Origin of the sequence: Methylorubrum rhodinum (assembly GCF_014199935.1) — a bacterium.
Taxonomy (GTDB): Bacteria; Pseudomonadota; Alphaproteobacteria; order Rhizobiales; family Beijerinckiaceae; genus Methylobacterium; species Methylobacterium rhodinum.
The window spans coordinates 55313-79565 of the sequence record NZ_JACHOP010000007.1 but is presented as its reverse complement, the minus strand read 5'-3'; the positions used below and the strand labels follow the sequence as shown (position 1 = coordinate 79565).

At 68.5% G+C, this 24253-nt stretch carries 19 protein-coding genes; 13 read left to right on the top strand and 6 right to left on the bottom strand.

Going from position 1 to position 24253, the window contains the following annotated elements:
• The first annotated feature begins 102 nt into the window (after window positions 1-102).
• From secE to HNR00_RS10725, 7 genes are all read left to right on the top strand, one after another.
• Window positions 103-405 (top strand): preprotein translocase subunit SecE, encoded by a 303-nt coding sequence (secE, locus tag HNR00_RS10755; protein ID WP_183569068.1) that lies wholly within the window; start codon window positions 103-105, stop codon window positions 403-405.
• A gap of 43 nt (window positions 406-448) precedes the next feature.
• Window positions 449-982, top strand: a complete 534-nt coding sequence (gene nusG / locus HNR00_RS10750) for a transcription termination/antitermination protein NusG (protein WP_183569066.1) — start codon at window positions 449-451, stop codon at window positions 980-982.
• A gap of 7 nt (window positions 983-989) precedes the next feature.
• On the top strand, window positions 990-1130 hold the full coding sequence (locus tag HNR00_RS10745; protein ID WP_183569064.1) for a hypothetical protein: 141 nt from the start codon (window positions 990-992) through the stop codon (window positions 1128-1130).
• A gap of 163 nt (window positions 1131-1293) precedes the next feature.
• Window positions 1294-1743 carry a 50S ribosomal protein L11 gene (gene rplK / locus HNR00_RS10740; protein ID WP_183569062.1) on the top strand — a complete coding sequence of 150 codons (450 nt, stop codon included), beginning with the start codon at window positions 1294-1296 and terminating at the stop codon, window positions 1741-1743.
• 13 nt (window positions 1744-1756) lie between these two features.
• Window positions 1757-2455: a 50S ribosomal protein L1 gene (gene rplA / locus HNR00_RS10735; protein ID WP_183569060.1), complete on the top strand. Its 699-nt coding sequence runs from the start codon at window positions 1757-1759 to the stop codon at window positions 2453-2455.
• Between the two features lie 224 nt (window positions 2456-2679).
• Window positions 2680-4422 carry a sensor histidine kinase gene (locus tag HNR00_RS10730; protein ID WP_183569058.1) on the top strand — a complete coding sequence of 581 codons (1743 nt, stop codon included), beginning with the start codon at window positions 2680-2682 and terminating at the stop codon, window positions 4420-4422.
• Between the two features lie 47 nt (window positions 4423-4469).
• Window positions 4470-6113 carry a B12-binding domain-containing radical SAM protein gene (locus tag HNR00_RS10725; RefSeq protein ID WP_183569056.1) on the top strand — a complete coding sequence of 548 codons (1644 nt, stop codon included), beginning with the start codon at window positions 4470-4472 and terminating at the stop codon, window positions 6111-6113.
• 184 nt (window positions 6114-6297) lie between these two features.
• Here HNR00_RS10725 and HNR00_RS10720 read toward each other — a convergent pair whose 3' ends face one another.
• Window positions 6298-6534, bottom strand: coding sequence for a hypothetical protein (locus tag HNR00_RS10720; protein ID WP_183569054.1), 237 nt, complete (start codon window positions 6532-6534; stop codon window positions 6298-6300).
• Between the two features lie 549 nt (window positions 6535-7083).
• On the opposite strand from HNR00_RS10720, the gene rplJ reads away from it, so the two are divergent.
• The 4 genes from rplJ (at window position 7084) to rpoC (ending at window position 16832) form a co-directional block, all read left to right on the top strand.
• Entirely contained in the window at window positions 7084-7602 is a 519-nt protein-coding gene (gene rplJ, locus HNR00_RS10715; RefSeq protein ID WP_056237546.1) for a 50S ribosomal protein L10, read from the top strand.
• Window positions 7603-7662: 60 nt separating this feature from the next.
• Window positions 7663-8040, top strand: coding sequence for a 50S ribosomal protein L7/L12 (rplL, locus tag HNR00_RS10710; protein ID WP_183569052.1), 378 nt, complete (start codon window positions 7663-7665; stop codon window positions 8038-8040).
• Between the two features lie 274 nt (window positions 8041-8314).
• Window positions 8315-12442: a DNA-directed RNA polymerase subunit beta gene (gene rpoB / locus HNR00_RS10705; protein ID WP_183569050.1), complete on the top strand. Its 4128-nt coding sequence runs from the start codon at window positions 8315-8317 to the stop codon at window positions 12440-12442.
• A 172-nt stretch (window positions 12443-12614) separates the two neighbouring features.
• The gene (gene rpoC / locus HNR00_RS10700) at window positions 12615-16832 is read left to right on the top strand and encodes a DNA-directed RNA polymerase subunit beta' (protein WP_183569048.1); all 4218 of its coding nucleotides are present in this window, start codon (window positions 12615-12617) and stop codon (window positions 16830-16832) included.
• Between the two features lie 451 nt (window positions 16833-17283).
• Here the strand turns inward: rpoC and HNR00_RS10695 are convergent, their stop codons facing one another.
• Together HNR00_RS10695 and HNR00_RS10690 are read right to left on the bottom strand one after the other, a co-directional pair.
• Entirely contained in the window at window positions 17284-18393 is a 1110-nt protein-coding gene (locus HNR00_RS10695; RefSeq protein ID WP_183569046.1) for a polyamine ABC transporter substrate-binding protein, read from the bottom strand.
• Window positions 18390-18749 carry a RidA family protein gene (locus HNR00_RS10690; RefSeq protein ID WP_183569044.1) on the bottom strand — a complete coding sequence of 120 codons (360 nt, stop codon included), beginning with the start codon at window positions 18747-18749 and terminating at the stop codon, window positions 18390-18392. Before HNR00_RS10690 ends, HNR00_RS10695 begins: the two co-directional genes overlap by 4 nt.
• 239 nt (window positions 18750-18988) lie before the next feature.
• On the opposite strand from HNR00_RS10690, the gene HNR00_RS10685 reads away from it, so the two are divergent.
• Window positions 18989-19255: a GlsB/YeaQ/YmgE family stress response membrane protein gene (locus HNR00_RS10685; protein WP_183569042.1), complete on the top strand. Its 267-nt coding sequence runs from the start codon at window positions 18989-18991 to the stop codon at window positions 19253-19255.
• Between the two features lie 107 nt (window positions 19256-19362).
• Here HNR00_RS10685 and HNR00_RS10680 read toward each other — a convergent pair whose 3' ends face one another.
• Complete coding sequence (locus tag HNR00_RS10680) at window positions 19363-19596, bottom strand: YgaP-like transmembrane domain (protein ID WP_183569040.1); 234 nt, start codon at window positions 19594-19596, stop codon at window positions 19363-19365.
• 77 nt (window positions 19597-19673) lie between these two features.
• Complete coding sequence (locus tag HNR00_RS10675) at window positions 19674-20303, bottom strand: glutathione S-transferase family protein (RefSeq protein WP_183569037.1); 630 nt, start codon at window positions 20301-20303, stop codon at window positions 19674-19676.
• A 138-nt stretch (window positions 20304-20441) separates the two neighbouring features.
• Between HNR00_RS10675 and HNR00_RS10670 the strand changes: the two genes are divergently transcribed.
• The gene (locus HNR00_RS10670) at window positions 20442-22253 is read left to right on the top strand and encodes an SWIM zinc finger family protein (protein ID WP_183569035.1); all 1812 of its coding nucleotides are present in this window, start codon (window positions 20442-20444) and stop codon (window positions 22251-22253) included.
• Window positions 22254-22365: 112 nt separating this feature from the next.
• On the opposite strand, the gene HNR00_RS10665 is transcribed toward HNR00_RS10670, so the two are convergent.
• Window positions 22366-24207: a serine/threonine-protein kinase gene (locus HNR00_RS10665; protein WP_183569033.1), complete on the bottom strand. Its 1842-nt coding sequence runs from the start codon at window positions 24205-24207 to the stop codon at window positions 22366-22368.
• Window positions 24208-24253 lie beyond the last annotated feature (46 nt).

The window sequence follows — 24253 nt, the reverse complement described above, 5'->3', positions numbered from 1 at the left end:
CGGGCCCATTCCGAGATCGTCAGATGCCGTCGGTGCCGGGCCTCCTGGGTCCTCGCACCGCGATAGGCGGTTCCCGGATCCATTTTTCGTCTCAAGTGCGCCATGGCATCGAACGAAGCGACCAAGAAAGCCGACGCGGCGCGCCGGGCCGCCGGCGGAGCCCCCGCCGCCTCGCCCCAGCGCCCGACCCCGCCCGCGCGCCCCGCGCCCAAGCGGACCGGCCCGGTGGAGTTCTTCGGCGAGGTGCGCGACGAGGCCCGCAAGGTCACGTGGCCGACCCGCAAGGAGACCACCATCACCACCGTGATGGTGTTCATCATGGTCGTGATCGCGAGCCTGTTCTTCGTCGCCGTCGATCAGGTGCTGCGCATCGGCGTCGGCCTGATCCTGGGCATCGGCGCCTGAGTTTTTACGGTCGTCCCCGGACGCCGAGGAGTTGAGAAGACCCGTGTCGAAGCGCTGGTACATCGTCCACGCCTACTCGAACTTCGAGAACAAGGTCGCCCAGTCCATCAAGGACCAGGCGGCCCAGCGTGGGCTGACCGAACTGTTCGACGAGGTCATGGTGCCGACCGAGAAGGTCACCGAGGTCCGCCGCGGCCGTAAGGTCGAAGCCGAGCGGAAATTTTTCCCCGGCTACGTGCTGGTGAAGTGCGACCTGACCGACGAGGTCTACCACCTCATCAAGAACACCCCCAAGGTCACCGGCTTCCTCGGCGCCGACAAGGCCAAGCCCGTGCCGATCCCGGACGCCGAGGCCGAGCGGATCAAGGGCCAGGTGCAGGAGGGCGTGGAGCGTCCCAAGCACACGGTCTCCTTCGAGATCGGCGAGACGGTGCGCGTCGCCGACGGCCCCTTCGCCTCCTTCAACGGCACGGTCGAGGAGATCGACGAGGCCCGCTCCCGCCTCAAGGTCGCGGTCTCGATCTTCGGCCGCGCCACCCCGGTCGAACTCGAATACGCGCAGGTCGAGAAGGCCTGAGCCTGGAATGGCCGACGCTGACGCGGTCTTCGCCGTTTTGAAGATTGTCGCCGTCGTCGCGGCCGTGACCCTGTTCTTCTGGCGGCTGCTGCACGGCCGCATGAGTCTTCGGGATTTCCGCCAGAGATACTGGTGGGGTTCCAAATGAGATCCGGCCTCGCCGGATAAGCCCCCGCCCGAGGTGGGGCACCATCCGCGGGAGATCCGCCCGGCTTCGCCTCCGGGATCGACGGATCGCACCGCGACCTGCAACCGCCCGTCCGTCCGTGCCTCAGGCAGCGCGGCGACGCGCAACACTTGGGAGCAGTCCCATGGCGAAGAAGATCACGGGCTACGTGAAGCTTCAGGTCCCGGCCGGCGCCGCCAACCCGTCGCCGCCGATCGGCCCCGCGCTCGGTCAGCGCGGCCTCAACATCATGGAATTCTGCAAGGCCTTCAACGCGAAGACCGCGCAGATGGAGAAGGGCACCCCGATCCCGGTGATCATCACCGCGTATCAGGACCGCTCCTTCACCTTCGAGATGAAGCAGCCGCCGGTCACCTACTTCCTCAAGAAGGCGGTCGGCCTGAAGATCGGCAAGAAGCCGGCCTCCGGCTCCAAGACCCCCGGCAAGGGCCCGACCGTCGGCAAGATCACCGAGGCGCAGCTTCGCGAGATCGCCGAGAAGAAGATGCCCGACCTCAACTGCGACAACGTCGATTCGGCGGTCGCGATGATCCGTGGCTCCGCGCGGGCCATGGGTCTCGAAGTCGTCGCGTAAGGGAGGGCACACCATGGCACGCGAAGGAAAGCGCATCCGCGCCGCCCGCGAGGGTCTGGAGCCGATGAAGCTCTACGCCATCGACGAGGCGATCAAGCTGGTGAAGGCCAAGGCCAACGCCAAGTTCGACGAGACCGTCGAGATCTCGATGAATCTCGGCGTCGACCCGCGCCACGCCGACCAGATGGTCCGCGGCGTCTGCAACCTGCCGAACGGCTCCGGCCGGACGGTCCGCGTGGCGGTCTTCGCCCGCGGCGCCAAGGCGGACGACGCCAAGGCGGCCGGTGCCGACATCGTCGGCGCCGAGGATCTGCTGGAAACCGTCCAGAGCGGCAAGATCGAGTTCGATCGCTGCATCGCGACCCCGGACCTGATGCCGCTCGTCGGCCGTCTCGGTAAGGTGCTGGGCCCGCGCGGCCTGATGCCGAACCCGAAGGTCGGCACCGTCACCATGGACGTGAAGGGCGCGGTCGCCGCCGCCAAGGGCGGCGCGGTCGAGTTCCGCGTCGAGAAGGCCGGCATCATCCACGCCGGCGTCGGCAAGGTGTCCTTCGATGAGGTCAAGCTCATCGAGAACATCAAGGCCTTCGCCGACGCGGTCGCCAAGGCGAAGCCCGCGGGCGCCAAGGGCACCTACATCCAGCGCATCGCCGTCACCTCGACGATGGGCCCGGGCGTGAAGGTCGAACCCTCGACGGTGCTCACCGCCTGATCGATCCCGACAACGGGTCTTCTTGAGAGAGGGCGCTCGGCCAGCAGGCCGGGCGCCCTCTTCGTTTTGAACGACACTCGCGGTTGCCCCGCGCCCATGATTTGCTAACCCATGTGTCCGGGCTATCCGCCCGCATGCGGGACGGTCGCCGGACGACCGGCGGAGCGACCCGCGATGAGGGCGGCAGGGACTCTCGACATGCGGCTCGCGGGAGGGTTCGCGCCGTGACCCTGACGGGGCGCATCCTGCTGCTCGTGCTGCTGGCGCTCGCGCCCGCGGTCGCCGTGCAGGTCTACAACGAGCAAGCGTTGCGCGCCTCGCGCACCGACGCGGTGCGGGCCGCCGCGCTTCGCGGCGCGCAGGGCATCGCCGCCGACCTCGCCGACTTCGCCGACGGCGCCCGCCAGACCCTCGACATCCTGGCCGAAGAACCCGCCGTCCGGAACCGGGACGCGCCCGCCTGCAGCGCCTTCCTCGGCGCGGTGGCCGAGCGGATTTCGGGCTCGCGGATCATCGTCGTGACCGACCGCGCGGGCAGTCTCGTCTGCAACAGCCGCGGGGCGGCGCCCGGCGCCTATTCGCTGGCCGACCGCGGCTATTTCCAGAGGGCGATGGCGACGGGCAGCTCGGCCATCGGCGAATACGTGATCGGCCGCGGCACCGGCCAGCCGACGGTCCAGTTCGCCCACCCGCTGCACGACGCCTCGGGGGCGATCGACGGGTTGATCAATCTCGGCTTCGACCCGGAATGGCTCGGCCGCCGCCTCGCCAAGGCCGGCCTGCCGCGCGACGCGACCGTCACGGTGACCGACCGCAACGGCACCGTGCTGGTGCGCCTGCCGGATTCCGGCACGTGGCTCGGGCGCCCGGCACCGGAAGCCTTCGCCGCCGAGCTCGCCCGAGCCGTCGCCGAGGGCGGCGTGCGGGAGATGCCGGGCCTGCGCGGCGTCATGCGCATCACCGGGGTCGTGCGGCCGGAAGGCACCCTCGACGGCATCACCGTGGCCGTGGGCCTCAGCCGCGACCTCGCCTTCGCCGACATCGACGCGGCGACCCGGCGCGGCGCGGTGCTGATCGCGCTCGGCACCCTGATCGCCGTGCTGGCGGCGCTCTGGGGCGGGCGCCGCTTCATCCGCCGGCCCGTGCGCCAGCTCCTCGACGCGGCCGGCGCCTGGAGCGCGGGCGATCTGAGCGTCCGCTCGGGGCTGACCGGCACCTCCGAGTTCGGAAAGCTCGGCCGCGCCTTCGACCGGATGGCCGCCGACCTCCAGCGCCACGAGGAGAGCCTGCAGGCCGAACTGTCGAAGAGCCAGGCGTTGCAGGAGCAGCAGGTCACCATGCTGCACGAGCTGAACCACCGGGTGAAGAACACGCTCGCCACCGTGCAGTCGCTCGCGCGCCAGTCGCGCGGGGGCGAGGAGCAGGTGGTGCAGCTGGAGAACCGCATCCTGGCGCTCTCCAAGACCCACGACCTGCTGACGCGCCGCGACTGGACCCGCGCCCCCCTGCGGCAGGTCCTGGAGAACGAGCTGTCGCCCTACCGCTCGGGCGAGGACCACGTGACGCTCATCGGCGAAGAGGTGGAGCTGCCGCCGCGCTACGTGCTGGCGCTCGGCATGACGGCGCACGAACTCACCACCAACGCCGCCAAGTACGGCGCGCTCTCGACCGACGAGGGCCGCGTCAGCGTCGCGTGGCGGGTGGGCCTCGGCGAATCGGGCCGCGAGCGCCTGCATATCGAGTGGCGCGAGACCGGCGGGCCGCCCGTGTCCCAGCCCCGCCGCCGCGGCTTCGGCAGCCGCCTCATCACCGGCGGCATCGCCCGCGAACTCGACGGCGACGTGCGGCTCGACTTCGCCCCCGAGGGGCTGCGCTGCATCATCGACGTGCCGCTGGAGCGCGAGGCGGCCCCGCCGATCGCGTTCTCGGGCGCATCCTCGGGCGCATCGCGTCGCACCGCAACGTGACGCGGAAGGGGGAGGCCAACGCCCGCGGTTGTGCTAGATAGGCCGCCATGCGTTGCACCCTTCCCATCTCGTCCCGCCGGCGCATCCTCTGCGTCTTCCCCGCCTACACGCCGTCCTTCGGGACGTTCTCGCACGCCTACCCGTTGATGGGCGGCGTGAAGGCGTTCATGCCGCCGCAAGGCCTCCTCGTCATCGCGGCCTACATGCCGCAGACCTGGGAGTGCCGCTTCGTCGACGAGAACATCAAGCCGGCCTCCGCGGAGGAATTCGCCTGGGCCGACGCGGTGTTCGTCTCCGGCATGCACATCCAGGAGGGCCAGATCCACGACATCGGCCGCCGCGCGCATGCCGCCGGCAAGGTCGCGGTGCTCGGCGGTCCCTCGGTCTCCGGTGCCCAGGAAAAGTATCCGGATTTCGACTACCTCCATGTCGGCGAGATCGGCGACGCCACCGACCGCCTGATCGAGATTCTGGACCGCGACCTCGCGCGCCCCGACCGGCAGGTGGTGCTCGACACCAAGGAGCGGCTGGCGCTCTCCGATTTTCCGGCCCCCGCCTACGAATCGGCGCCGCTCAAGCGCTACCTGATCGGCTCGCTGCAATTCTCCTCGGGCTGCCCCTATCGCTGCGAGTTCTGCGACATCCCGCAGCTCTACGGGCGCCAGCCGCGGCTGAAGTCGCCGGAGCAGATGTGCGCCGAACTCGACGCCATCATCAGCCAGCCGGGCCATCCGGCGGTGGTCTACTTCGTCGACGACAACTTCATCGCCAACCGCAAGGCGACCCGCGAGATGCTGCCGCATCTCGTGGAATGGCAGAAGAAGAACAACTACCCGCTCCAGTTCGCCTGCGAGGCGACGCTGAACATGGCCAAGCAGCCCGAAATCCTCGAGCTGATGCGGCAGGCCAACTTCATGACCGTGTTCGTCGGCATCGAGACGCCGGAAGCGGACGCGCTCAAGGGCATCGACAAGACCCACAACGCCGCCGTGCCGATGTACGAGGCGATCGCGACGCTCAATTCCTACGGCCTGGAGGTGACCTCGGGCATCATCCTCGGGCTCGACAGCGATTCCGACAAGTCCGAGCAGAACCTGATCGACTTCATCGACAAGTCGGCCATCCCCGTCCTCACCATCAACCTGCTCCAGGCCCTGCCGAAAACCCCGCTGTGGGACCGGCTGGAGCGCGAGGGCCGGCTCCTGCACGATGCGAGCCTCGAATCGAACGTGCTGTTCAAGCGTCCCCATGACACCGTGGTGGCGAGCTGGCGCCGGGCCATCGCCCACGCCTACGGGCCGGAGAACCTGTTCGAGCGCTTCAAGCACCAGTGCGACGTGACCTACGGCAACCGCATCGTCACGCCGACCGCCGGCAAGCTCACCTTCACCAACCTTCGCCGCGGGCTGATCCTCGGTTTCAACATCATCACCCGGGTCGGGATCTTTTCGGATTACCGCAAGCCGTTCTGGCGGGCGGCAGGGCACGCGCTGCGAAAGGGCCAGATCGAGGCGGTGTTCAACATGGGCTTCGTCGCCCACCACCTGATCCGCTTCACCCGCGAGGCCCTGCGCGGCGAGCACAACGCCTCGTTCTACGCCGCCAAGGCCGCCGAGCAGGAGGCCGCCCGCCAGCGCAGCTGGTGGGAGAACGCGCGGCGGCGGTTCACGCCGGAGCGGGAGGCGGCGTGAGGGATACGCCCGAACCCTCCCCCCTCTGCGGGGGAGGGTGCCTGCAGAGCAGGCGGGAGAGGGGAACCACGGTGCCGCTTGGCCGCGGTCACAGGCGAAATCTCCGGAAGCGTCGCTCCCCTCTCCCGACCCTCGCTGACGCGAGGCCCACCCTCTCCCGCGGAGGGGAGAGGGGAGCGGCGCTCTATCCGGCGGCCACCTCCGCCAGCACTTCCGCCTTCACATCCCACAAATAGCTCGTCAGCCGCGCCCGCGCGGCCGGGTCGGCGCATTGGACCCAAAAACTCGCGTGGCGCACCGCCGCTCCGAGGCCGCGCAGGACTGCCTCGGCCGGCCCGGCCGCGGCGCGCTCGGAGGGGCTGGCGAGGTGGCGCAGGCCCCTCGGCGTGGCGATCACGATGGCGACGGTGGCGGGCGTCATCGAATGAGCGTAGCCTCCGGCGGACGCTTCGGGAAAGCGGAGCGATGCCGCAGCCCTGCAACCCGCGTGCCTGCGACGGAAAAGTCGCGGGCCGGGACTTGGCAGGGCGCTTGCACGCCGCTATAGACCGCGCTCCACGCAATTCACCCATGGATAAGGGATCGGCCGATCGGTCGGTTTCCATTCGAGATGCCGCTCGGGCAACCGGGCGGCGATTGGCCGGAAGGGTTTTTGGGGCATCCCTGCCTCGGAGCCTTCGTCCGGCCATGTCCTGTCCGAGACTGCAGGCGCCGGGCGACCGGCTTAATCGGCGACAGCCTGCACAGACGGGGAAGACCGAACTTTTTCAAACCTCGCTTCGGGGCCGGCAGGCACCGGGGAGGGGCATCGGTTTGAACCAATCTCACCTGCGAGGAGCCCGCGCGGCGCTTCAAGGGGACAGGGCCGTGAGACGTCGCCCGACGGATCCGGCTTCGCGCCAGATCCGTTCCGGGCGGCATGTGCAACCGGCGGACCCGCTCCAGGTTCCGCCAACCGGAGAGAGCACCAGTGGACAGGACAGCTAAAGCTGATCTCGTCTCGACGCTCAACGGCGTGTTCACTCAGAACGCCGTCGTCGTCGTGGCCCACTACAAGGGCCTCACGGTCGCCGACATGCAGAAGCTGCGCTCGCAGATGAAGCAGGCCGGCGCCACCGTGAAGGTCGCCAAGAACCGGCTCGCCAGCATCGCTCTCGATGGCACGGACGTCGCCTCCATCAAGCCCCTCCTGAAGGGCCCGACCCTGCTCGCCTATTCGAGCGATCCGGTCGCGGCCGCCAAGGTTGCGGTGGACTTCGCCAAGACGAACGACAAGCTCGTGATTCTCGGCGGCGCCATGGGAACGACAGCCCTGAACCCCGACGGCGTGAAGGCTCTGGCCACCCTGCCGTCCCTCGACGAACTGCGCGGCAAGCTCGTGGGCCTCATCCAGGCGCCCGCGACCAAGATCGCCCAGGTCGTCAACGCGCCGGCGGCCAAGCTCGCCCGCGTGTTCGGGGCCTATGCCAAGAAGGACGAGGCGGCCTGAGCCGTTTCTCCCCCTCGCAAAACCATCCGTTCAAACCGATATACCTGAAGGAACACGCACATGGCTGATCTCGCCAAGATCGTCGAGGACCTCTCCTCGCTGACCGTTCTCGAGGCCGCCGAGCTCGCCAAGCTCCTCGAGGAGAAGTGGGGCGTCTCCGCCGCTGCCGCCGTCGCCGTTGCCGGCCCGGCTGCCGGTGGCGCCGCCGCCGCCCCGGTCGAGGAGCAGACCGAGTTCACGGTCGTGCTCGCCGGCGCCGGCGACAAGAAGATCGAGGTCATCAAGGAGGTCCGCGCGATCACCGGGCTGGGCCTCAAGGAAGCCAAGGACCTCGTCGAGGGCGCGCCCAAGCCCGTCAAGGAAGGCGCGACCAAGGAAGAGGCCGAGAAGCTCAAGGCCCAGCTCGAGAAGGCCGGCGCCAAGGTCGAGCTCAAGTAAGACCACGATGGGCCGCCTCCGGCCCATCACCGCACGGGAGGCTCGCACGAGCCTTCCGTGACCGGAGCCCGCGGGTCCTCGCCCGCGGGCTAAGGTCGCTTCTAGCGCATCGGCACTAGACCACAGCGACCGGCGGACCCCGGATCAGGTCCGCGCGAGGATGGGAATTCGGTTACGGGGCAGGCGGTCCGGCGGGACGCGTCTGCCGGCCCGGCGCGGGAGGCGGCAGCCTTCCCCGGGCAACCAGGACGCGGGAATGGTGGAGCGAGGTCTCATGGCCAATACGCTGGTCGGTCGCAAGCGCATTCGCAAGTTCTTCGGCAAGATCCGGGAAGTCGCCGAGATGCCGAACCTCATCGAGGTTCAAAAGGCGTCCTACGACCAGTTCCTGATGGTGGACGAGCCGGAGGGCGGACGCGGCGACGAGGGCCTGCAGAGCGTCTTCAAGTCGGTCTTCCCGATCTCCGACTTCGCCTCGACCGCCCTGCTCGAATTTGTCCGCTACACCTTCGAGAACCCGAAATACGACGTCGACGAGTGCCGCCAGCGCGGCATCACGTTCGCGGCCCCGCTCAAGGTCACGCTGCGCCTGATCGTGTTCGACGTGGACCCGGATACGGGGGCCAAGTCGGTCAAGGACATCAAGGAGCAGGACGTCTACATGGGCGATATGCCGCTCATGACGGACAACGGCACCTTCATCGTCAACGGCACCGAGCGCGTCATCGTCTCGCAGATGCACCGCTCGCCGGGCGTGTTCTTCGACCACGACAAGGGCAAGACGCACTCGAGCGGAAAGCTGCTGTTCGCCGCCCGCATCATCCCGTATCGCGGCTCCTGGCTCGACGTCGAGTTCGACGCCAAGGACATCGTGCACGTGCGCATCGACCGCAAGCGCAAGCTGCCGGTCACCTCGCTGCTGTTCGCGCTCGGCCTCGACGGCGAGGAAATCCTCTCGACCTTCTACAACCGCGTGGAATACGTCCGCGACGGTGCCGACTGGCGCGTGCCGTTCGATGCCGAGCGGCTGAAGGGCTTCAAGGCCTCGGTCGACCTGATCGACGCCGATTCCGGCGAGGTCGTGCTGGAGGCCGGCAAGAAGCTCAACGCCCGCAACGCCCGCCTCATCGGCGAGAAGGGCACCAAGTTCCTCAAGGCGACCGACGAGGATCTCGTCGGGCAGTACATCGCCGAGGACCTCGTCAACATGAAGACCGGCGAGATCTGGGCCGAGGCCGGCGACGAGATCTCCGAGAAGATGCTCAAGGCACTCGAAGACGTCGGCGTCTCCGAGTTGCCGGTGCTCGACATCGACCACGTCAATGTCGGCCCCTACATCCGCAACACGCTCGCCGTGGACAAGAACTCCGCCCGCGAGGGCGCGCTGTTCGACATCTACCGCGTCATGCGCCCCGGCGAGCCGCCGACGCTCGACACCGCGGAGGCGATGTTCCACTCGCTGTTCTTCGATTCCGAGCGCTACGACCTCTCCGCGGTCGGCCGCGTGAAGATGAACATGCGCCTCGACCTCGACGCCGCCGACACCGTGCGCACTTTGCGCAAGGAGGACATGCTGGCGGTCGTCAAGGCCCTGGTGGACCTGCGCGACGGCAAGGGCGAGATCGACGACATCGACCATCTCGGCAACCGCCGCGTCCGCTCGGTCGGCGAATTGATGGAGAACCAGTACCGTCTGGGCCTCCTGCGGATGGAGCGCGCCATCAAGGAGCGCATGTCGTCGGTCGATATCGACACGGTGATGCCGCAGGACCTCATCAACGCGAAGCCCGCCGCTGCGGCGGTGCGCGAGTTCTTCGGCTCGTCGCAGCTGTCGCAGTTCATGGATCAGACCAACCCGCTGTCGGAAGTGACGCACAAGCGCCGCCTGTCGGCGCTCGGCCCGGGCGGTCTGACCCGCGAGCGCGCCGGCTTCGAAGTGCGCGACGTGCACCCGACCCATTACGGCCGCATCTGCCCGATCGAGACGCCGGAAGGCCCCAACATCGGCCTGATCAACTCGCTCGCGACCTTCGCCCGCGTGAACAAGTACGGCTTCATCGAGACGCCGTTCCGCAAGGTGAAGGACGGCGTCGTGACGAACGACGTGTCGTACCTCTCGGCGATGGAGGAGGCGAAGTACTACGTCGCCCAGGCCAACGCGCAGATGGACGCCGACAAGCGCCTCACCGAGGAGCTGGTGGTCTGCCGCCGCGCCGGTGAAGTCATCGTCGTCGGCCCCGAGCGGGTCGACCTCATGGACGTGTCGCCGAAGCAGCTCGTCTCGGTCGCCGCGGCGCTGATCCCGTTCCTCGAGAACGACGACGCCAACCGCGCGCTGATGGGCTCGAACATGCAGCGCCAGGCGGTGCCGCTGGTTCGCGCCGACGCACCCTTCGTCGGCACCGGCATGGAGGCCGTGGTCGCCCGCGATTCCGGTGCCGCCATCGCGGCGCGGCGCTCGGGCATCATCGATCAGGTGGACGCCACCCGTATCGTCATCCGCGCCAACGAGGAGACCGACCCGACCAAGCCCGGCGTCGACATCTATCGCCTGCAGAAGTTCCAGCGCTCCAACCAGTCGACCTGCATCACGCAGAAGCCGCTGGTGCGCGTCGGCGAGCAGGTGAAGAAGGGCGAGATCATCGCCGACGGTCCCTCGACCGAGTTCGGCGAGCTCGCGCTCGGCCGCAACGTGCTCGTCGCGTTCATGCCGTGGAACGGCTACAACTTCGAGGACTCGATCCTGCTCTCCGAGCGGATCGTGAAGGATGACGTGTTCACCTCGATCCACATCGAGGAATTCGAGGTGATGGCCCGCGACACCAAGCTGGGTCCGGAGGAAATCACCCGCGACATCCCGAACGTCTCGGAGGAGGCGCTCAAGAACCTCGACGAGGCCGGCATCGTCTATATCGGCGCCGAGGTCCACGCGGGCGACATCCTCGTCGGCAAGATCACGCCGAAGGGCGAGAGCCCGATGACGCCGGAGGAGAAGCTGCTCCGCGCCATCTTCGGCGAGAAGGCCTCCGACGTGCGCGACACCTCGCTCCGGGTGCCGCCGGGCGTCACCGGCACGATCGTCGAGGTGCGGGTGTTCAACCGCCACGGCGTCGACAAGGACGAGCGGGCGCAAGCCATCGAGCGCGAGGAGATCGAGCGTCTCGCCAAGGACCGCGACGACGAGCAGACCATCCTCGACCGCAATACCTACGCGCGTCTGGCCGACGTGCTGATCGGCCAGACGCCGGTCGCCGGCCCGAAGGGCTTCCGCAAGGACACCACTCTGACGCGGGAGATCATCAACGATTATCCCCGCTCGCAATGGTGGCAGTTCGCCGTGGTCGAGGACCGTCTGATGACGGAAATCGAGGCGATGCAGAAGCAGTACGACGAGTCGAAGAAGCGCCTGGAGCAGCGCTTCCTCGACAAGGTCGAGAAGCTGCAGCGCGGCGACGAGCTTCCGCCCGGCGTCATGAAGATGGTCAAGGTCTTCGTGGCGGTGAAGCGCAAGATCCAGCCCGGCGACAAGATGGCCGGCCGCCACGGCAACAAGGGCGTCGTGTCGCGCATCGTGCCGATCGAGGACATGCCGTTCCTCGAGGACGGCACGCATGCCGACATCGTGCTCAACCCGCTCGGCGTGCCCTCGCGCATGAACGTCGGCCAGATCCTCGAGACCCACCTCGGCTGGGCGGCCGCGGGTCTGGGCCGCAAGGTGTCCAAGGCGGTCGATGCCTACCTGAAGAATCAGGACATCGCCCCGCTGCGGACCGAGATGGAGGCGATCTACTCGCCGTCCGAGTTGGAGGGTCTCTCCGACGAGGATCTGGCGGAGGCCGGCAACAACGTGCGCCGCGGCGTGCCGATGGCCACCCCGGTGTTCAACGGCGCCAAGGAAGCCGACATCGAGACGATGCTGGAGATGGCCGGGCTCGACCGCTCGGCGCAGTCGACGCTCTACGACGGGCGCACCGGCGAGCCCTTCGACCGCAAGGTCACCATGGGCTACATCTACATGCTGAAGCTCCACCACCTCGTGGACGACAAGATCCACGCCCGCTCGATCGGCCCCTACTCGCTCGTCACCCAGCAGCCGCTGGGCGGCAAGGCGCAGTTCGGCGGCCAGCGCTTCGGCGAGATGGAGGTCTGGGCGCTGGAGGCCTACGGCGCGGCCTACACGCTACAGGAGATGCTGACGGTGAAGTCGGACGACGTGGCCGGCCGCACCAAGGTCTACGAGGCGATCGTGCGCGGCGACGACACCTTCGAGGCCGGCATCCCCGAGTCGTTCAACGTGCTGGTCAAGGAGATGCGCTCGCTCGGCCTCAACGTCGAGCTCACCTCCTCGAAGCGGGACGCCAACAACGACCTGATCGAGCCGCCCGCCGAGGCGGCCGAGTAACGGCGACGATCACCTCCCGCGGCGGCCGACAGCCGCCGCGGTCGAGCGGGGAGGGGCGGGGCCTCCCGTCCAAGGCAGGACGGCCAGCGGCGCTCGGCGGAGCGCGGCGCCGGATCGAGGTTTCAGTCACGGCAGCCCAGGCGCGGGGCGTCGTGCGAGCAAGGAGCGGATCATGAACCAAGAGGTCATGAACCTTTTCAACCAGCAGGCCCAGCCGCAGAGCTTCGACCAGATCAAGATCTCGATCTCGTCGCCGGAAAAGATCCTCTCGTGGTCCTACGGCGAGATCAAGAAGCCCGAGACGATCAACTACCGCACCTTCAAGCCCGAGCGTGACGGCCTGTTCTGCGCGCGCATCTTCGGGCCGATCAAGGATTACGAGTGCTTGTGCGGCAAGTACAAGCGGATGAAGTACAAGGGCGTCATCTGCGAGAAGTGCGGCGTCGAGGTCACCCTCGCGCGCGTCCGGCGCGACCGCATGGGCCATATCGAGCTGGCCGCCCCCGTCGCCCACATCTGGTTCCTGAAGTCGCTGCCCTCGCGCATCGGCCTCCTGCTCGACATGGCCCTCAAGGACCTCGAGCGGATCCTCTACTTCGAGTCCTACGTCGTCATCGAGCCGGGCCTCACCCCCCTCAAGGAGCGTCAGCTCCTGTCGGAGGAGGAGTATCTGCGCGCGCAGGAGGAGTACGGCGAGGACAGCTTCACCGCCATGATCGGCGCCGAGGCGATCCGGCGCATCCTGATGGAGCTCGACCTCGACGGCATCGCGGCCTCGCTCAAGGAGGAGATCGCGACGACGACCTCCGAGCTGAAGCCCAAGAAGCTGATGAAGCGCCTCAAGATCATCGAGGCGTTCCAGATGTCGGGCAACCGGCCCGAGTGGATGATCCTGACGGTCGTGCCGGTGATCCCGCCGGACCTGCGCCCGCTGGTGCCGCTCGACGGCGGCCGCTTCGCCACCTCCGACCTCAACGACCTGTATCGCCGCGTCATCAACCGCAACAACCGCCTCAAGCGGCTGATCGAGCTACGCGCGCCGGACATCATCATCCGCAACGAGAAGCGCATGCTTCAGGAAGCGGTCGATGCGCTGTTCGACAACGGCCGCCGCGGCCGCGTCATCACCGGCGCCAACAAGCGCCCGCTGAAGTCGCTCGCCGACATGCTGAAGGGCAAGCAGGGCCGCTTCCGCCAGAACCTGCTCGGCAAGCGCGTCGACTACTCGGGTCGTTCGGTCATCGTGGTCGGCCCGGAGCTGAAGCTGCACCAGTGCGGCCTGCCGAAGAAGATGGCCTTGGAGCTGTTCAAGCCGTTCATCTACGCGCGCCTCGACGCCAAGGGCTTCTCGGCGACCGTCAAGCAGGCGAAGAAGCTGGTCGAGAAGGAGAAGCCGGAGGTCTGGGACATCCTCGATGAGGTGATCCGCGAACACCCGGTGATGCTCAACCGCGCGCCGACGCTCCACCGCCTCGGCATCCAGGCGTTCGAGCCGAAGCTGATCGAGGGCAAGGCGATCCAGCTCCACCCGCTGGTCTGCGCCGCGTTCAACGCCGACTTCGACGGCGACCAGATGGCCGTGCACGTGCCCCTGAGCCTCGAGGCTCAGCTGGAAGCGCGCGTCCTGATGATGTCGACCAACAACATCCTGCACCCGGCCAACGGTCAGCCGATCATCGTGCCGTCGCAGGACATCGTGCTCGGCCTCTACTACCTGTCGATCGTCGCCGACGGCGCGGTCGGCGCGCACCTGCCCGACGACAAGCAGAACCCGATGCAGGGCGTGTTCGGCGATGTCGGTCAGCTCGAGCACGCGCTCGCGGCCAAGACCGTGTCGCTGCACTCCAAGATCAAGTGGCGCTGGCGCGGCCTCGGCCCCGACGGCGAGCCGGTCTCGCGCATCTACGACACCACCCCGGGCCGCGTGATCCTGTCCGGCGTGCTGCCGCGCCACCCGAAGGTGCCCTTCGACGTCGTCAACAAGCTGATGACCAAGAAGGAGATCTCGGCGATGATCGACACCGTCTACCGCCACTGCGGTCAGAAGGAGTCGGTGATCTTCTGCGACCGCATCATGGCGCTCGGCTTCAGCCACGCCTTCCGCGCCGGCATCTCGTTCGGCAAGGACGACATGGTCGTGCCGGAGAACAAGTGGCAGATCGTGGACGACACCCGCACACTGGTGAAGGACTACGAGCAGCAGTACAACGACGGCCTGATCACCCAGGGCGAGAAGTACAATAAGGTGGTCGATGCCTGGGCCAAGTGCTCGGACAAGCTCGCCGCCGAGATGATGGGCCGCATCTCCGCCGTCCGTAAGGACGAGAACGGGGCCGACCGCCAAGTCAACTCGATCTACATGATGAGCCACTCGGGCGCCCGTGGCTCGCCCGCGCAGATGAAGCAGCTCGCGGCGATGCGCGGACTCATGGCCAAGCCCTCGGGCGAGATCATCGAGACCCCGATCATCTCGAACTTCAAGGAAGGCCTCGACGTTCTCGAATACTTCAACTCCACCCACGGCGCCCGCAAGGGCCTCGCGGACACGGCGTTGAAGACCGCGAACTCGGGGTATCTCACCCGCCGTCTCGTCGACGTGGCGCAGGACGCCGTCATCCGCGAAGTCGATTGCGGCACCACCAACGGCATCAAGATGCGCGCCATCATCGATGCCGGCCAGGTCGTCGCCCCGCTCGCCATCCGCATCCTGGGCCGCGCCACGGCCGAGGACCTGATCGCGCAGGACGGCAATGTCATCGTCAAGACGAACGAGACCATCGAGGAGCGTCACCTGCCGGCCATCGCCGCCGCGGGCATCCAGGAGGTGAAGATCCGCTCGGTGCTGGTCTGCCAGACCAAGAGCGGCGTCTGCGCCACCTGCTACGGGCGCGACCTCGCCCGCGGCACGCCCGTCAACATGGGCGAGGCCGTCGGCGTCATCGCGGCGCAGTCGATCGGCGAGCCGGGCACCCAGCTCACCATGCGCACCTTCCACATCGGCGGCGCGGCGCAGATCGCGGATTCGTCCTTCGTCGAGTCGAGCTTCGAGGGCACGATCAAGGTCCGCAACCGGTCGCTGGCCAAGAACTCAGACGGCGATCTCATCGCCACCGGCCGTTCGGTCGCGATCGTGATCGTCGGGCCGGACGGGGCCGAGCGGGCGGTCCACCGCCTGCAATACGGCGCCAAGGTGCGGGTCGACGAGGGCGACACGATCAAGCGCGGGCAACGGATCGCCGAGTGGGATCCCTACACCCGTCCGATCGTCGCCGAAGTCGACGGCATCGTCGGCTACGAGGATCTGAACGACGGCCAGTCGATCACCGAGACGACCGACGAGTCGACCGGCATCGCCAAGCGCGTGGTCATCGACTGGCGCGGCTCCTCGCGCACGTCCGACCTCAAGCCGGCGATGCTCGTGCTCGACCGCGACGGCAAGCCGATCAAGCTGCCGCGCGGCTCGGACGCCCGCTACTTCCTCCCGGTCGACGCCATCATCGGCCTCGATCCGGGCGCGAAGGTGAAGGCCGGCGACGTGCTCGCCCGCGTCTCGACCGACTCGGCCAAGACCCGCGACATCACCGGCGGTCTGCCGCGGGTGGCGGAGCTGTTCGAGGCGCGCCGTCCGAAGGACGCGGCGATCATCGCCGAGAAGTCCGGCTCGATCGCCTTCGGCCGCGACTACAAGAACAAGCGCCGGCTCACGCTGACGCCGCATGACGGGTCCGATCCGGTCGAGTACCTGATCCCGAAGGGCAAGCACATCCACCTTCAGGACGGCGACGTGGTCGAGCTCGGCGACTACATCGTCGACGGCAACCCGGCGCCGCACGACATCCTGGCGATCAAGGGCGTGGAGGAGCTGGCGGCCTACCTCGTCAACGAGATCCAGGAGGTCTACCGCCTGCAGGGCGTGTCGATCAACGACAAGCACATCGAGGTGATCGTTCGCCAGATGCTGCAGAAGGTCGAGATCACCGACGGCGGCGATTCGGACATCCTCACGGGCGACCAGATCGACCGCACGGAGCTGGCCGACTTCAACGAGAAGCTCTTGGCCGAGGGCAAGAAGCCGATCCAGGGCGTGCCCGTCCTGCTCGGCATCACCAAGGCTTCGCTGCAGACGAAGTCGTTCATCTCGGCGGCCTCGTTCCAGGAGACCACCCGCGTCCTCACGGAAGCCGCGGTCAACGGCAAGGTCGACACCCTGGAAGGCCTCAAGGAGAACGTCATCGTCGGCTCGCTCATCCCGGCCGGCACCGGCTCCCTCGCGGCGGACATCCGCTCCATCGCCCGCCGCCGCGACAGCCTGATCCTGCAGCAGCGCTCGTCCGAGAACGCGGCCAACGCCGCCAACCTCAGCGAGCTGCCCCCGGCGGCGGCCGAGTAACCGGCCGCTTTCCCAGGACACACGAGACAACGAAAAGGCCCCGGCTCTCGCGAGCCGGGGCCTTTTCGTTTTGGCAAAGAACCGCGGTGAACGATCAGAGACGGTGCACGGGCCTCCGAATAGGTCCACGGACCTTTTGATTTCGCCGGGCAGGCGCTCCATAATATGGGTGAGGGCCCGCGGGTGGCCGCCCGCGGGCCCTCTTGTCAGACGCTAGCACGTCAGATCAGCCCGAGCGTGATGGTCACCGACCACTCACCGCTCGGGCTGCGAGTGATCGAGATCCGCACAAGCGGGATCATCAGCACATTGCTCACCCCCTCTCCGTCTGCCTACTCACTGCGACGGCGATCGGCGACTTCACCGTAAGCCCCGCAAGCCACAGGGCCGTCGTGACGGAAAGGGTGCGTCCAACACATATAGAATAGCCGACCGTTCCCGGCCTGTCGCCTCACCGCCCCGTGCGCACCCGCGTCCAGGCCCGCGTCACGAAACGCTGCGTCGTGTCGTTCCAGGCGGTGTTGGTGGAGAGCCGCTGCATCGTCGCCTCGTCCGGGTAGATGCCGGGGTCCTTCAGGATGTCCGGCTTCACGAACTTCTGCGAGGGCAGGTTGCCGTTGGCGTAAGCGACGAAGTTGGTGTTGGCCGCCGCCACCTCGGGGCGCATCATGTAGTCGATGAAGGCGTAGGCCTCCGCCGGGTGGGGGGCGTCCTTCGGGATCGCGAAGGCGTCGAACCACATCAGCGTGCCCTCCTTCGGGATGAAGTAGGCGATCTCGACGCCGTTCTTCGATTCCTCGGCCCGCTTCTTGGCTTGCAGCACGTCGCCCGAATAGCCGACCGCGAGGCAGAGGTCGCCGTTGGCCAGCCCGTTGACGTATTCCGACGAGTGAAATTTCCGCACCGCGCCGCGGACCTTGTAGAGCGCGTCGGTCACCGTGGTGATGTCGTCCCAGCGCTTGGAATCGACCTTGTAGCCGTAGAACGGCAGGATCGACGGGATCAGGTCCTCGGGGGAATCGAGGAGCATGACGCCGCAATCCTTCAGCTTGGCCATCGTGCTCGGGTTGAGCACGAGGCTCCAGCTGTTGAGGGCGGCGTTGGCGCCGAGCCGCTCGCGCACGGCGGCGACGTTCACGCCGAGCCCGGTCGTGCCCCACATGTAATCGACGGCGAAGGTGTTGCCGGGGTCGTAGGCCTGGAGCCGACCCGCGATCTCGGGCCAGACGTTCTTCAGGTTCGGAATCTTCGATTTGTCGAGCGGCAGGAACACGCCGGCCTTGATCAGCCGCTGAAGGAACGGGCCCGACGGCACCACTACGTCGTAGCCGGACTTGCCGGCCAGGAGCTTCGTTTCCAGCACCTCGTTGTTGTCGTAGGTGTCGTAGACGACCTTGATGCCGGTCTCCTTGGAAAAATCCTCCAGCACCTTCGGGTCGATGTAGTCCGACCAGTTGTAGATGTTGACGACGCGCTCCTCCGCCCGCGCGCCGCCGGCAACGAGGAGGGGGAGGGCGGCGAGGGCTGCCGAGAGCCCACGCAGGAGGCTCCGCCGGATCACGGCTCGCCTCGCGCGGCCACCACCACGACCTCGACGAGGTATTCGGGTGCGGCGAGCTTCGCCTCGACGGTGGCGCGGGCCGGCGGGTTCTCGCGGTCGACCCAGGCGTCCCAGGCGGCGTTCATCTCGGCGAAGGTAGCGATGTCGGCGAGATAGATGGTGGCCGAGAGGATGCGGGACTTGTGGCTGCCCGCCTGCGCCAAGAGCCGGTCGATCTGCTCCAGCACGCCTTGCGTCTGCACGGTGACGCCGTTGCCCACCGGGTCGGCGGCCACTTGCCCCGCCAGGAACACGAGCCCGCCATGGGCGGCGCCCTGGCACATGCGGGGTCCGGTCTCGTAGCGCTCGATGGTCATGATGTCGGCGATGGCCTCGTCTCAGGAAATGCCCGGACCCTTCTGCCGCCGCGAGCGGTTGCGCGTAAAGAGCCGCGCTTTTTTGCTGCGCCGCAGCCGGCCCAAGGCAACCGGGCGCTCCGCTCGCGCGTTTGTCATCCGACAACGGCCAAGTCTCTGCCGGGGTCTCGGCCGGAATGCGGCCGAGCCTCCACCCACCTCCGAAACCGGCAAGCCGTCCAAGCTCTTAGAGGTCGCACATGAGCATTCTCTGGACCATCATCATCGGCTTCGTCGCCGGTGTCATCGCCAAGTTCATCATGCCGGGCAGCAACGAGCCGTCGGGCTTCATCCTCACCACGATCCTCGGCATCGTCGGCGCCTTCGTGGCGACCTTCCTCGGTCAGGCGCTCGGCTGGTACGGCCCGAATCAGGGCGCGGGCTTCATCGCCTCCGTCGTCGGCGCCTGCATCGTGCTGGCGATCTACGGCTTCGTCGCGAGCCGCAGCAGCAGCCGCACCTACTGACGCGGCCCCCGGCTCCGCCCATCGCGCGGCGGAGCCGGATCGCACGGGATAAGAGAAAGGGGCGCCCCGCGAGGAGCGCCCCTTTCTCGTTGTCCGCGCAAACGGCGTCAGGCGAGCCGGTCGTGATCGCTGTCGGTGAGCGCCTTGACGGCGCAGTGGCCGGTGGCGCCGCGCACCGCGAGGCCGACGCCGACCACGAGGGCGGCGAGGCTCAGCCACTTGTTCGGCCGCGGCTGGGCGGCGGCGGCCGCGATGCCGAGCCCGAGCGCGACGGAGACCGCCCGCTCGGTCATGGTCAGGTTCGGCGTGCCGCCGAAGATGTCTTCGATCATCTCGTTCATGGAAACATCCGCATCCGTGTGATGGTCAGGATTCGCGGGGCGAACGCGGGGGCGGGGCGGGCGTTCCGGCGGATCCGCTATGACGCGGCCTGCCGGGCCAGGAGCCCGTCGTCGATCTCCCGCGCCCGCACGGCCGCCGGCCGGCCGGCATGGCGGCCGGCATAGGCCTCGAAGGCCGGGCGCTTGGGGATCGTGCCGAACTGCATGCCCCAACCGAGATGGGCGGCGAGGTAGAGGTCGGCGGCGCTGAAGCGCTCGCCCGCGACGAACTCCCGGCCCGAGACCGCGCCTTCGAGCGTATCGAGCACCGCCTCCAGGCTGCCGTAGCCGACCATGCCGCGCATCCGCGGCTCGTCCGGCACGGTCACACCCAGCACCTTGTTGGTGACCGCCGCCTCGACCGGGCCGGCGCAGAAGAACAGCCAGCGGTAATACGCCCCCCGCGCCGCCGGCTCCGGCGCGAGCCCGGCCTCGGGGCACGCGTCGGCGAGATAGGCCAGGATCGCCGCGCACTCGGTCACCACCGTCGCGCCGTGGCTGAGCGCCGGCACCTTCCCCATCGGATTGATCGCCCGGTAGGCGGCCTCCTTCATGGCGCCGAAGCCGATCAGTTCGGTGCGGTAGGGCCGGCCCACCTCCTCCAGCATCCAGCGCACGATCCGGCCGCGGGACATCGGCGAGGTGTAGAAGACGATCTCGTCGCTCATGGCGCGCTCCTGCAGGCGGGGAAGGCCGTTCTACCGGCGCGGGCCGCCGCGCGGAAGCTGTTGCCCGCCGGGCCCTCGGACTCGCGCAGGCCGCGCGGCTGTGGCTTCCTGCGCCCGAGGCGGGAGGGAGCGTTCGGCATGGCCGGGAAGGAGACGAAGAAGGGTCGGAAGACGGGCCTCGACGAGGCGGCGATCCGCGGGCTGGCCGAAGAGGCCGTGTTCGCGCGCGGCCGCGCCTATCGCGACGAGGGCGCCGTCTCGGACGTCGTGCGGCGGGGCGACACCGTCACGGCGCGGGTCGAGGGCAGCGAAACCTACCGGGTCACCGTCCGGATCGACGCGGGCGAGGTGGACGACTACGCCTGCACCTGCCCCTACGAGTGGGGCGGCGCCTGCAAGCACGTCGTCGCCACGCTGCTGACCCTGATCGAGGCGCCCGAAGAGGCGCAGGAGCGGCCGAGCCTCGCCGTGGTGATCGGGTCGCTCGACCGCGACGCGCTGGCCCGCCTGCTGCTGCGGCGCGCCGAGATCGATCCGGGTCTCGCCGGCTGGATCGAGGCCGAATGCGCCGCCGCGCCGGGCTCCGACGCCGATCCCGCCCCCGTCGCCGCCCAGGCCCGGGCGGTGCTCGCCGGGCGCTACGCGGAGCGCGACTACTGGGACGATTATCGCCCGGCGGGCGACCCCGCGGAGTTGCGCGACCTCGTGGACAAGGCGGTGCCGCGCCTGGAGGCCGGCGACGGCCGCGGCGCCCTCGGCATCCTGGAGGCGGTCGCCGAGGTGTTCGTGGAGGACTGGATCGAGACGAGCGGCGGCTACGACGACGAGACGCTCTATCCCCTGTTCCAGGACCTCGGACGGATGATGGCCGAGGCCGCGCTGATGAGCGACCTCGACGAGGACGAGCGCGCGTCGCTCGCCGACACGATGACGGACTGGGACGCCGCGCTCGCCGAGTACGGCGTCGAGGACAGCTTCGCCCTGGCGGTCCGGGCCCTGGAGATCGGCTGGGACCCGCCCGCGCTCCAGGCGATCCTGAACGGCGAGGGCGGCAAAGACAGCGGGACTTGGCCGCCGAAGGGAGAGGCGGACTGGACCGAGGGGGAGTTGACCGCGGTGCGGCTGCGCGTGCTCGACGCCGCCGGGCGCCACGACGCCTATCTCCACCTCGCCCGCGCCGCACAGGCGCATGCGGCCGCCGCCCTGATGCTGGTCCGGCTCGGCCGGATCGAGGAGGCGGTGGCCTATGCCCGGAAGGCTTTCGGGCACCCCGACGATGCGCTCGCCCTGGCTCGGGCGCTCGCCGAGGCGGGGCGGGCGGAGGAGAGCCTCGCAGTCGCCGAGGCCGGCCTGTCGTTCGAGCCGAACGAATCCGTTTCCCTGCGCGGCGCCCATTCCGTGGTGCCGCTCGCCCGCTGGCTGCGGGAGGCGGCGACGGAATCCGGCCGCGCCGACCTCGCGCTCACGGCGGCGCGGGCCGCCTTCGCCGGCTCCCTGGCGCGGGCGGATTTCGAGGCCGCGCGGGCGGTGGCGGGAAAGACATGGACCTCCGTCCGCCGCGACCTCCTCAAGACCTTGCGCGCGGCGGAGCGGGCGCCCGAGCGCACCGAAATCCTGCTCGACGAGGGTCTCGTGGACGAGGCGGTGAAGGATGTCGGCGGGGCACCGGGCTACGCGGTGCCGGAGGCGGTGCTGCTGCGCCTGATGGAGGCGGCCCAATCCAGCCATTCCGACTGGGTGATCCGCGTGGCCCGCAGCCGGGCCGACGCGATCATGGACGCGGGTGCGGCGGGCGACTACGCGCAGGCCGCCGAATGGCTGCGCCGTGCGGCGCTCGCCCACGAATCCGCCGGCCTGATCGACGAATGGAGCGCGACGATCGAGGCCCTGATCGAGCGCCACCGCCGCAAGTACAAGCTCCGGCCGCTGTTGGAGGCGCTGCGGTTTTGACGATTCGCTCCGCAGAGCGGGGAATCCGGGGGCATCCGACGGAAGCCGGAACAGTCCACGGCGGCTCGCCCTGCGAGGCGGTCCGACTCGGGCACGACCAGCCCCCTTGGCTTCATTGACAATATTCGGGCTTGAACTGCACGAGGATCGGCCAGGGCTGTCGCTTGTCCGGCGGGCGCGAGGCCGACACGTCGCCGATCGTCGTCACGGGTTCGAGCGATCCGCTGAGGCGGGCGAGCATGAACTGCCACTCGCGTTCGTCGAGGACAGAGCGCGGCACGGCGCCGGTCTCGATGAGTTTGGCCAGCTTGGCGAAAGCGTCGCCCGAGGCGGGACCGAGCCGGCACAGAGCGCGTAGCGCCGCTCTCGCGTCATCCAGACCAGACCAACCGTTCTCGATCGCCCGCCGAGCGTAGGCGCGTGCGATGACGTCGATCAACTGAGGCACGCCACTGGCCCCGCGGTCCGTCAACCGTTCGATGAGACCGGTGACCCAGCGCTGCCGCTCCGGGTCGGCGAGCAGGCGCTCTTCGTCGGGCGTGAGCGTCGCGAACGTTCCGGGCGGAAGAAGAGCCAGGGCAAATCCTAAGCCGCTCCAATCCCGGCGATCTTTGGTCACGGGTGTCGAAAGGAGGCGGGCGACCATCGGCCCTCGTAAAACGTGCGCGCTCGGGCCGAGTGCGCGAATTGCCGAGGCGAGACCGATGTCGATGTCGGCCTCGGGCACGCGGAGGTCGGCAACGGCCCGTGCGATCAGCGCCGCATCGTCAGGGCGTACATCGATCGGTGGGACCTCGCGTGGGTCCATCGCACGCAGCATTGGTCCGATCAGTCGCAAACCCGCGGCGCCCGCGGGCAAGGCCGGGTCGTCAAGCGCCGCCGTCAGCGCCGTTCGGACCGCCTCAGCCGTTGGGGCAGGCGTCGGTGAGGTGCTGGGCGAGAGCCGCAGTCGAGTGGTGCGCGCGAGGAGCGCGATTGGATCGAAGCGCCCGTCCGTGTGCTCCCGGCGGTACCAGCCGAACTGAAAATTGAAGAAGCCGCCGACGGCGGCGGCGAAGAGCGGGACGGCGAGCGGCTGCGTATCGACCCGGGTCTGCTGGAGGACGCGGGCGCCGCGCCCGTCGAGGCTCAGGCGCGTCCGGGTGATCGTGCCGAGCGGATCGAATGGGCCGACGCCGGCGACCAGTTTGTTGGGCGGATCGCTCGGGCGCGTCCTATCCCCTCCCCATAGCGTCCTGCGATCGAGACGAAGCGTCCAGTCGGCAGCGGGGATCGTGTCGTCGAACACCAGGCATCGGCCGTCCGCGAGCGCGAGCAGGTGGCTCGTATGCAGGGCGGTGGTATCCGGCCACTCCCGGAGATCGAAGTCGGCGCCGGAGCGTGGCAACAGAGGCTTCGAGCACTCCCCGCGCTGCAACCGATAGGCAGCGGTATGATCATCGCGCCTCGACATTTCCCTCGGCCGAGCGTCGTCGGCCAGGGCAACGACGACCGCCTCGACGCCGGGCGTGAACAGAGCAGCCGCACAGAACGTGTCGCAGGCGAGGCGCTCAGGGTGAGAGCCCGGCCCGTACGCGCTGCCGTCGCGCTCGATCCGCAGGACGCCGGAGATCGGAACCGGATCGCTCGGCAGCTTGTCCTCCGCCCGGACCCGTGCGGTCCAAGTCTCGAGTCCCTCGTTCACGAGAAGGGGCGTCACGCCGGCCAAGCAGGCAGCGGCCGCACCACCGACGACGAAAGCCCCGGGAGCGCCGAGCCGGGATCGAGTCGGGAACCAGCCGGCGGCGAAGACGGCACCGTACAGGAAGAGGACCGGCGCCGTCCCGAGGCCCCACGCGAGCAGCCGGAGCGGCGGGAACAGCAGGCTGAGGACCGAGAGGAAGAGGGCAACCACGGGACCGACGACGGCGAGGATGCCCGTCACGACGAGGTAGATCTTCAGGAACCGGTTCACGCGCGTCCGCCCTCACGGATGCGGGAGAATCCGAGACATCCGTTCG

Coding starts and splice junctions, on each gene's coding strand:
- HNR00_RS10670 (WP_183569035.1), top strand. CDS start 20,442: ATGGCCGGGAAGGAGACGAAGAAGGGTCGGAAGACGGGCCTCGACGAG.
- rpoB (WP_183569050.1), top strand. CDS start 8,315: ATGGCCAATACGCTGGTCGGTCGCAAGCGCATTCGCAAGTTCTTCGGC.
- secE (WP_183569068.1), top strand. CDS start 103: ATGGCATCGAACGAAGCGACCAAGAAAGCCGACGCGGCGCGCCGGGCC.
- HNR00_RS10680 (WP_183569040.1), bottom strand. CDS start 19,596: ATGAACGAGATGATCGAAGACATCTTCGGCGGCACGCCGAACCTGACC.
- rpoC (WP_183569048.1), top strand. CDS start 12,615: ATGAACCAAGAGGTCATGAACCTTTTCAACCAGCAGGCCCAGCCGCAG.
- rplK (WP_183569062.1), top strand. CDS start 1,294: ATGGCGAAGAAGATCACGGGCTACGTGAAGCTTCAGGTCCCGGCCGGC.
- rplL (WP_183569052.1), top strand. CDS start 7,663: ATGGCTGATCTCGCCAAGATCGTCGAGGACCTCTCCTCGCTGACCGTT.
- HNR00_RS10690 (WP_183569044.1), bottom strand. CDS start 18,749: ATGACCATCGAGCGCTACGAGACCGGACCCCGCATGTGCCAGGGCGCC.
- HNR00_RS10675 (WP_183569037.1), bottom strand. CDS start 20,303: ATGAGCGACGAGATCGTCTTCTACACCTCGCCGATGTCCCGCGGCCGG.
- HNR00_RS10720 (WP_183569054.1), bottom strand. CDS start 6,534: ATGACGCCCGCCACCGTCGCCATCGTGATCGCCACGCCGAGGGGCCTG.
- HNR00_RS10745 (WP_183569064.1), top strand. CDS start 990: ATGGCCGACGCTGACGCGGTCTTCGCCGTTTTGAAGATTGTCGCCGTC.
- HNR00_RS10685 (WP_183569042.1), top strand. CDS start 18,989: ATGAGCATTCTCTGGACCATCATCATCGGCTTCGTCGCCGGTGTCATC.
- HNR00_RS10725 (WP_183569056.1), top strand. CDS start 4,470: ATGCGTTGCACCCTTCCCATCTCGTCCCGCCGGCGCATCCTCTGCGTC.
- rplA (WP_183569060.1), top strand. CDS start 1,757: ATGGCACGCGAAGGAAAGCGCATCCGCGCCGCCCGCGAGGGTCTGGAG.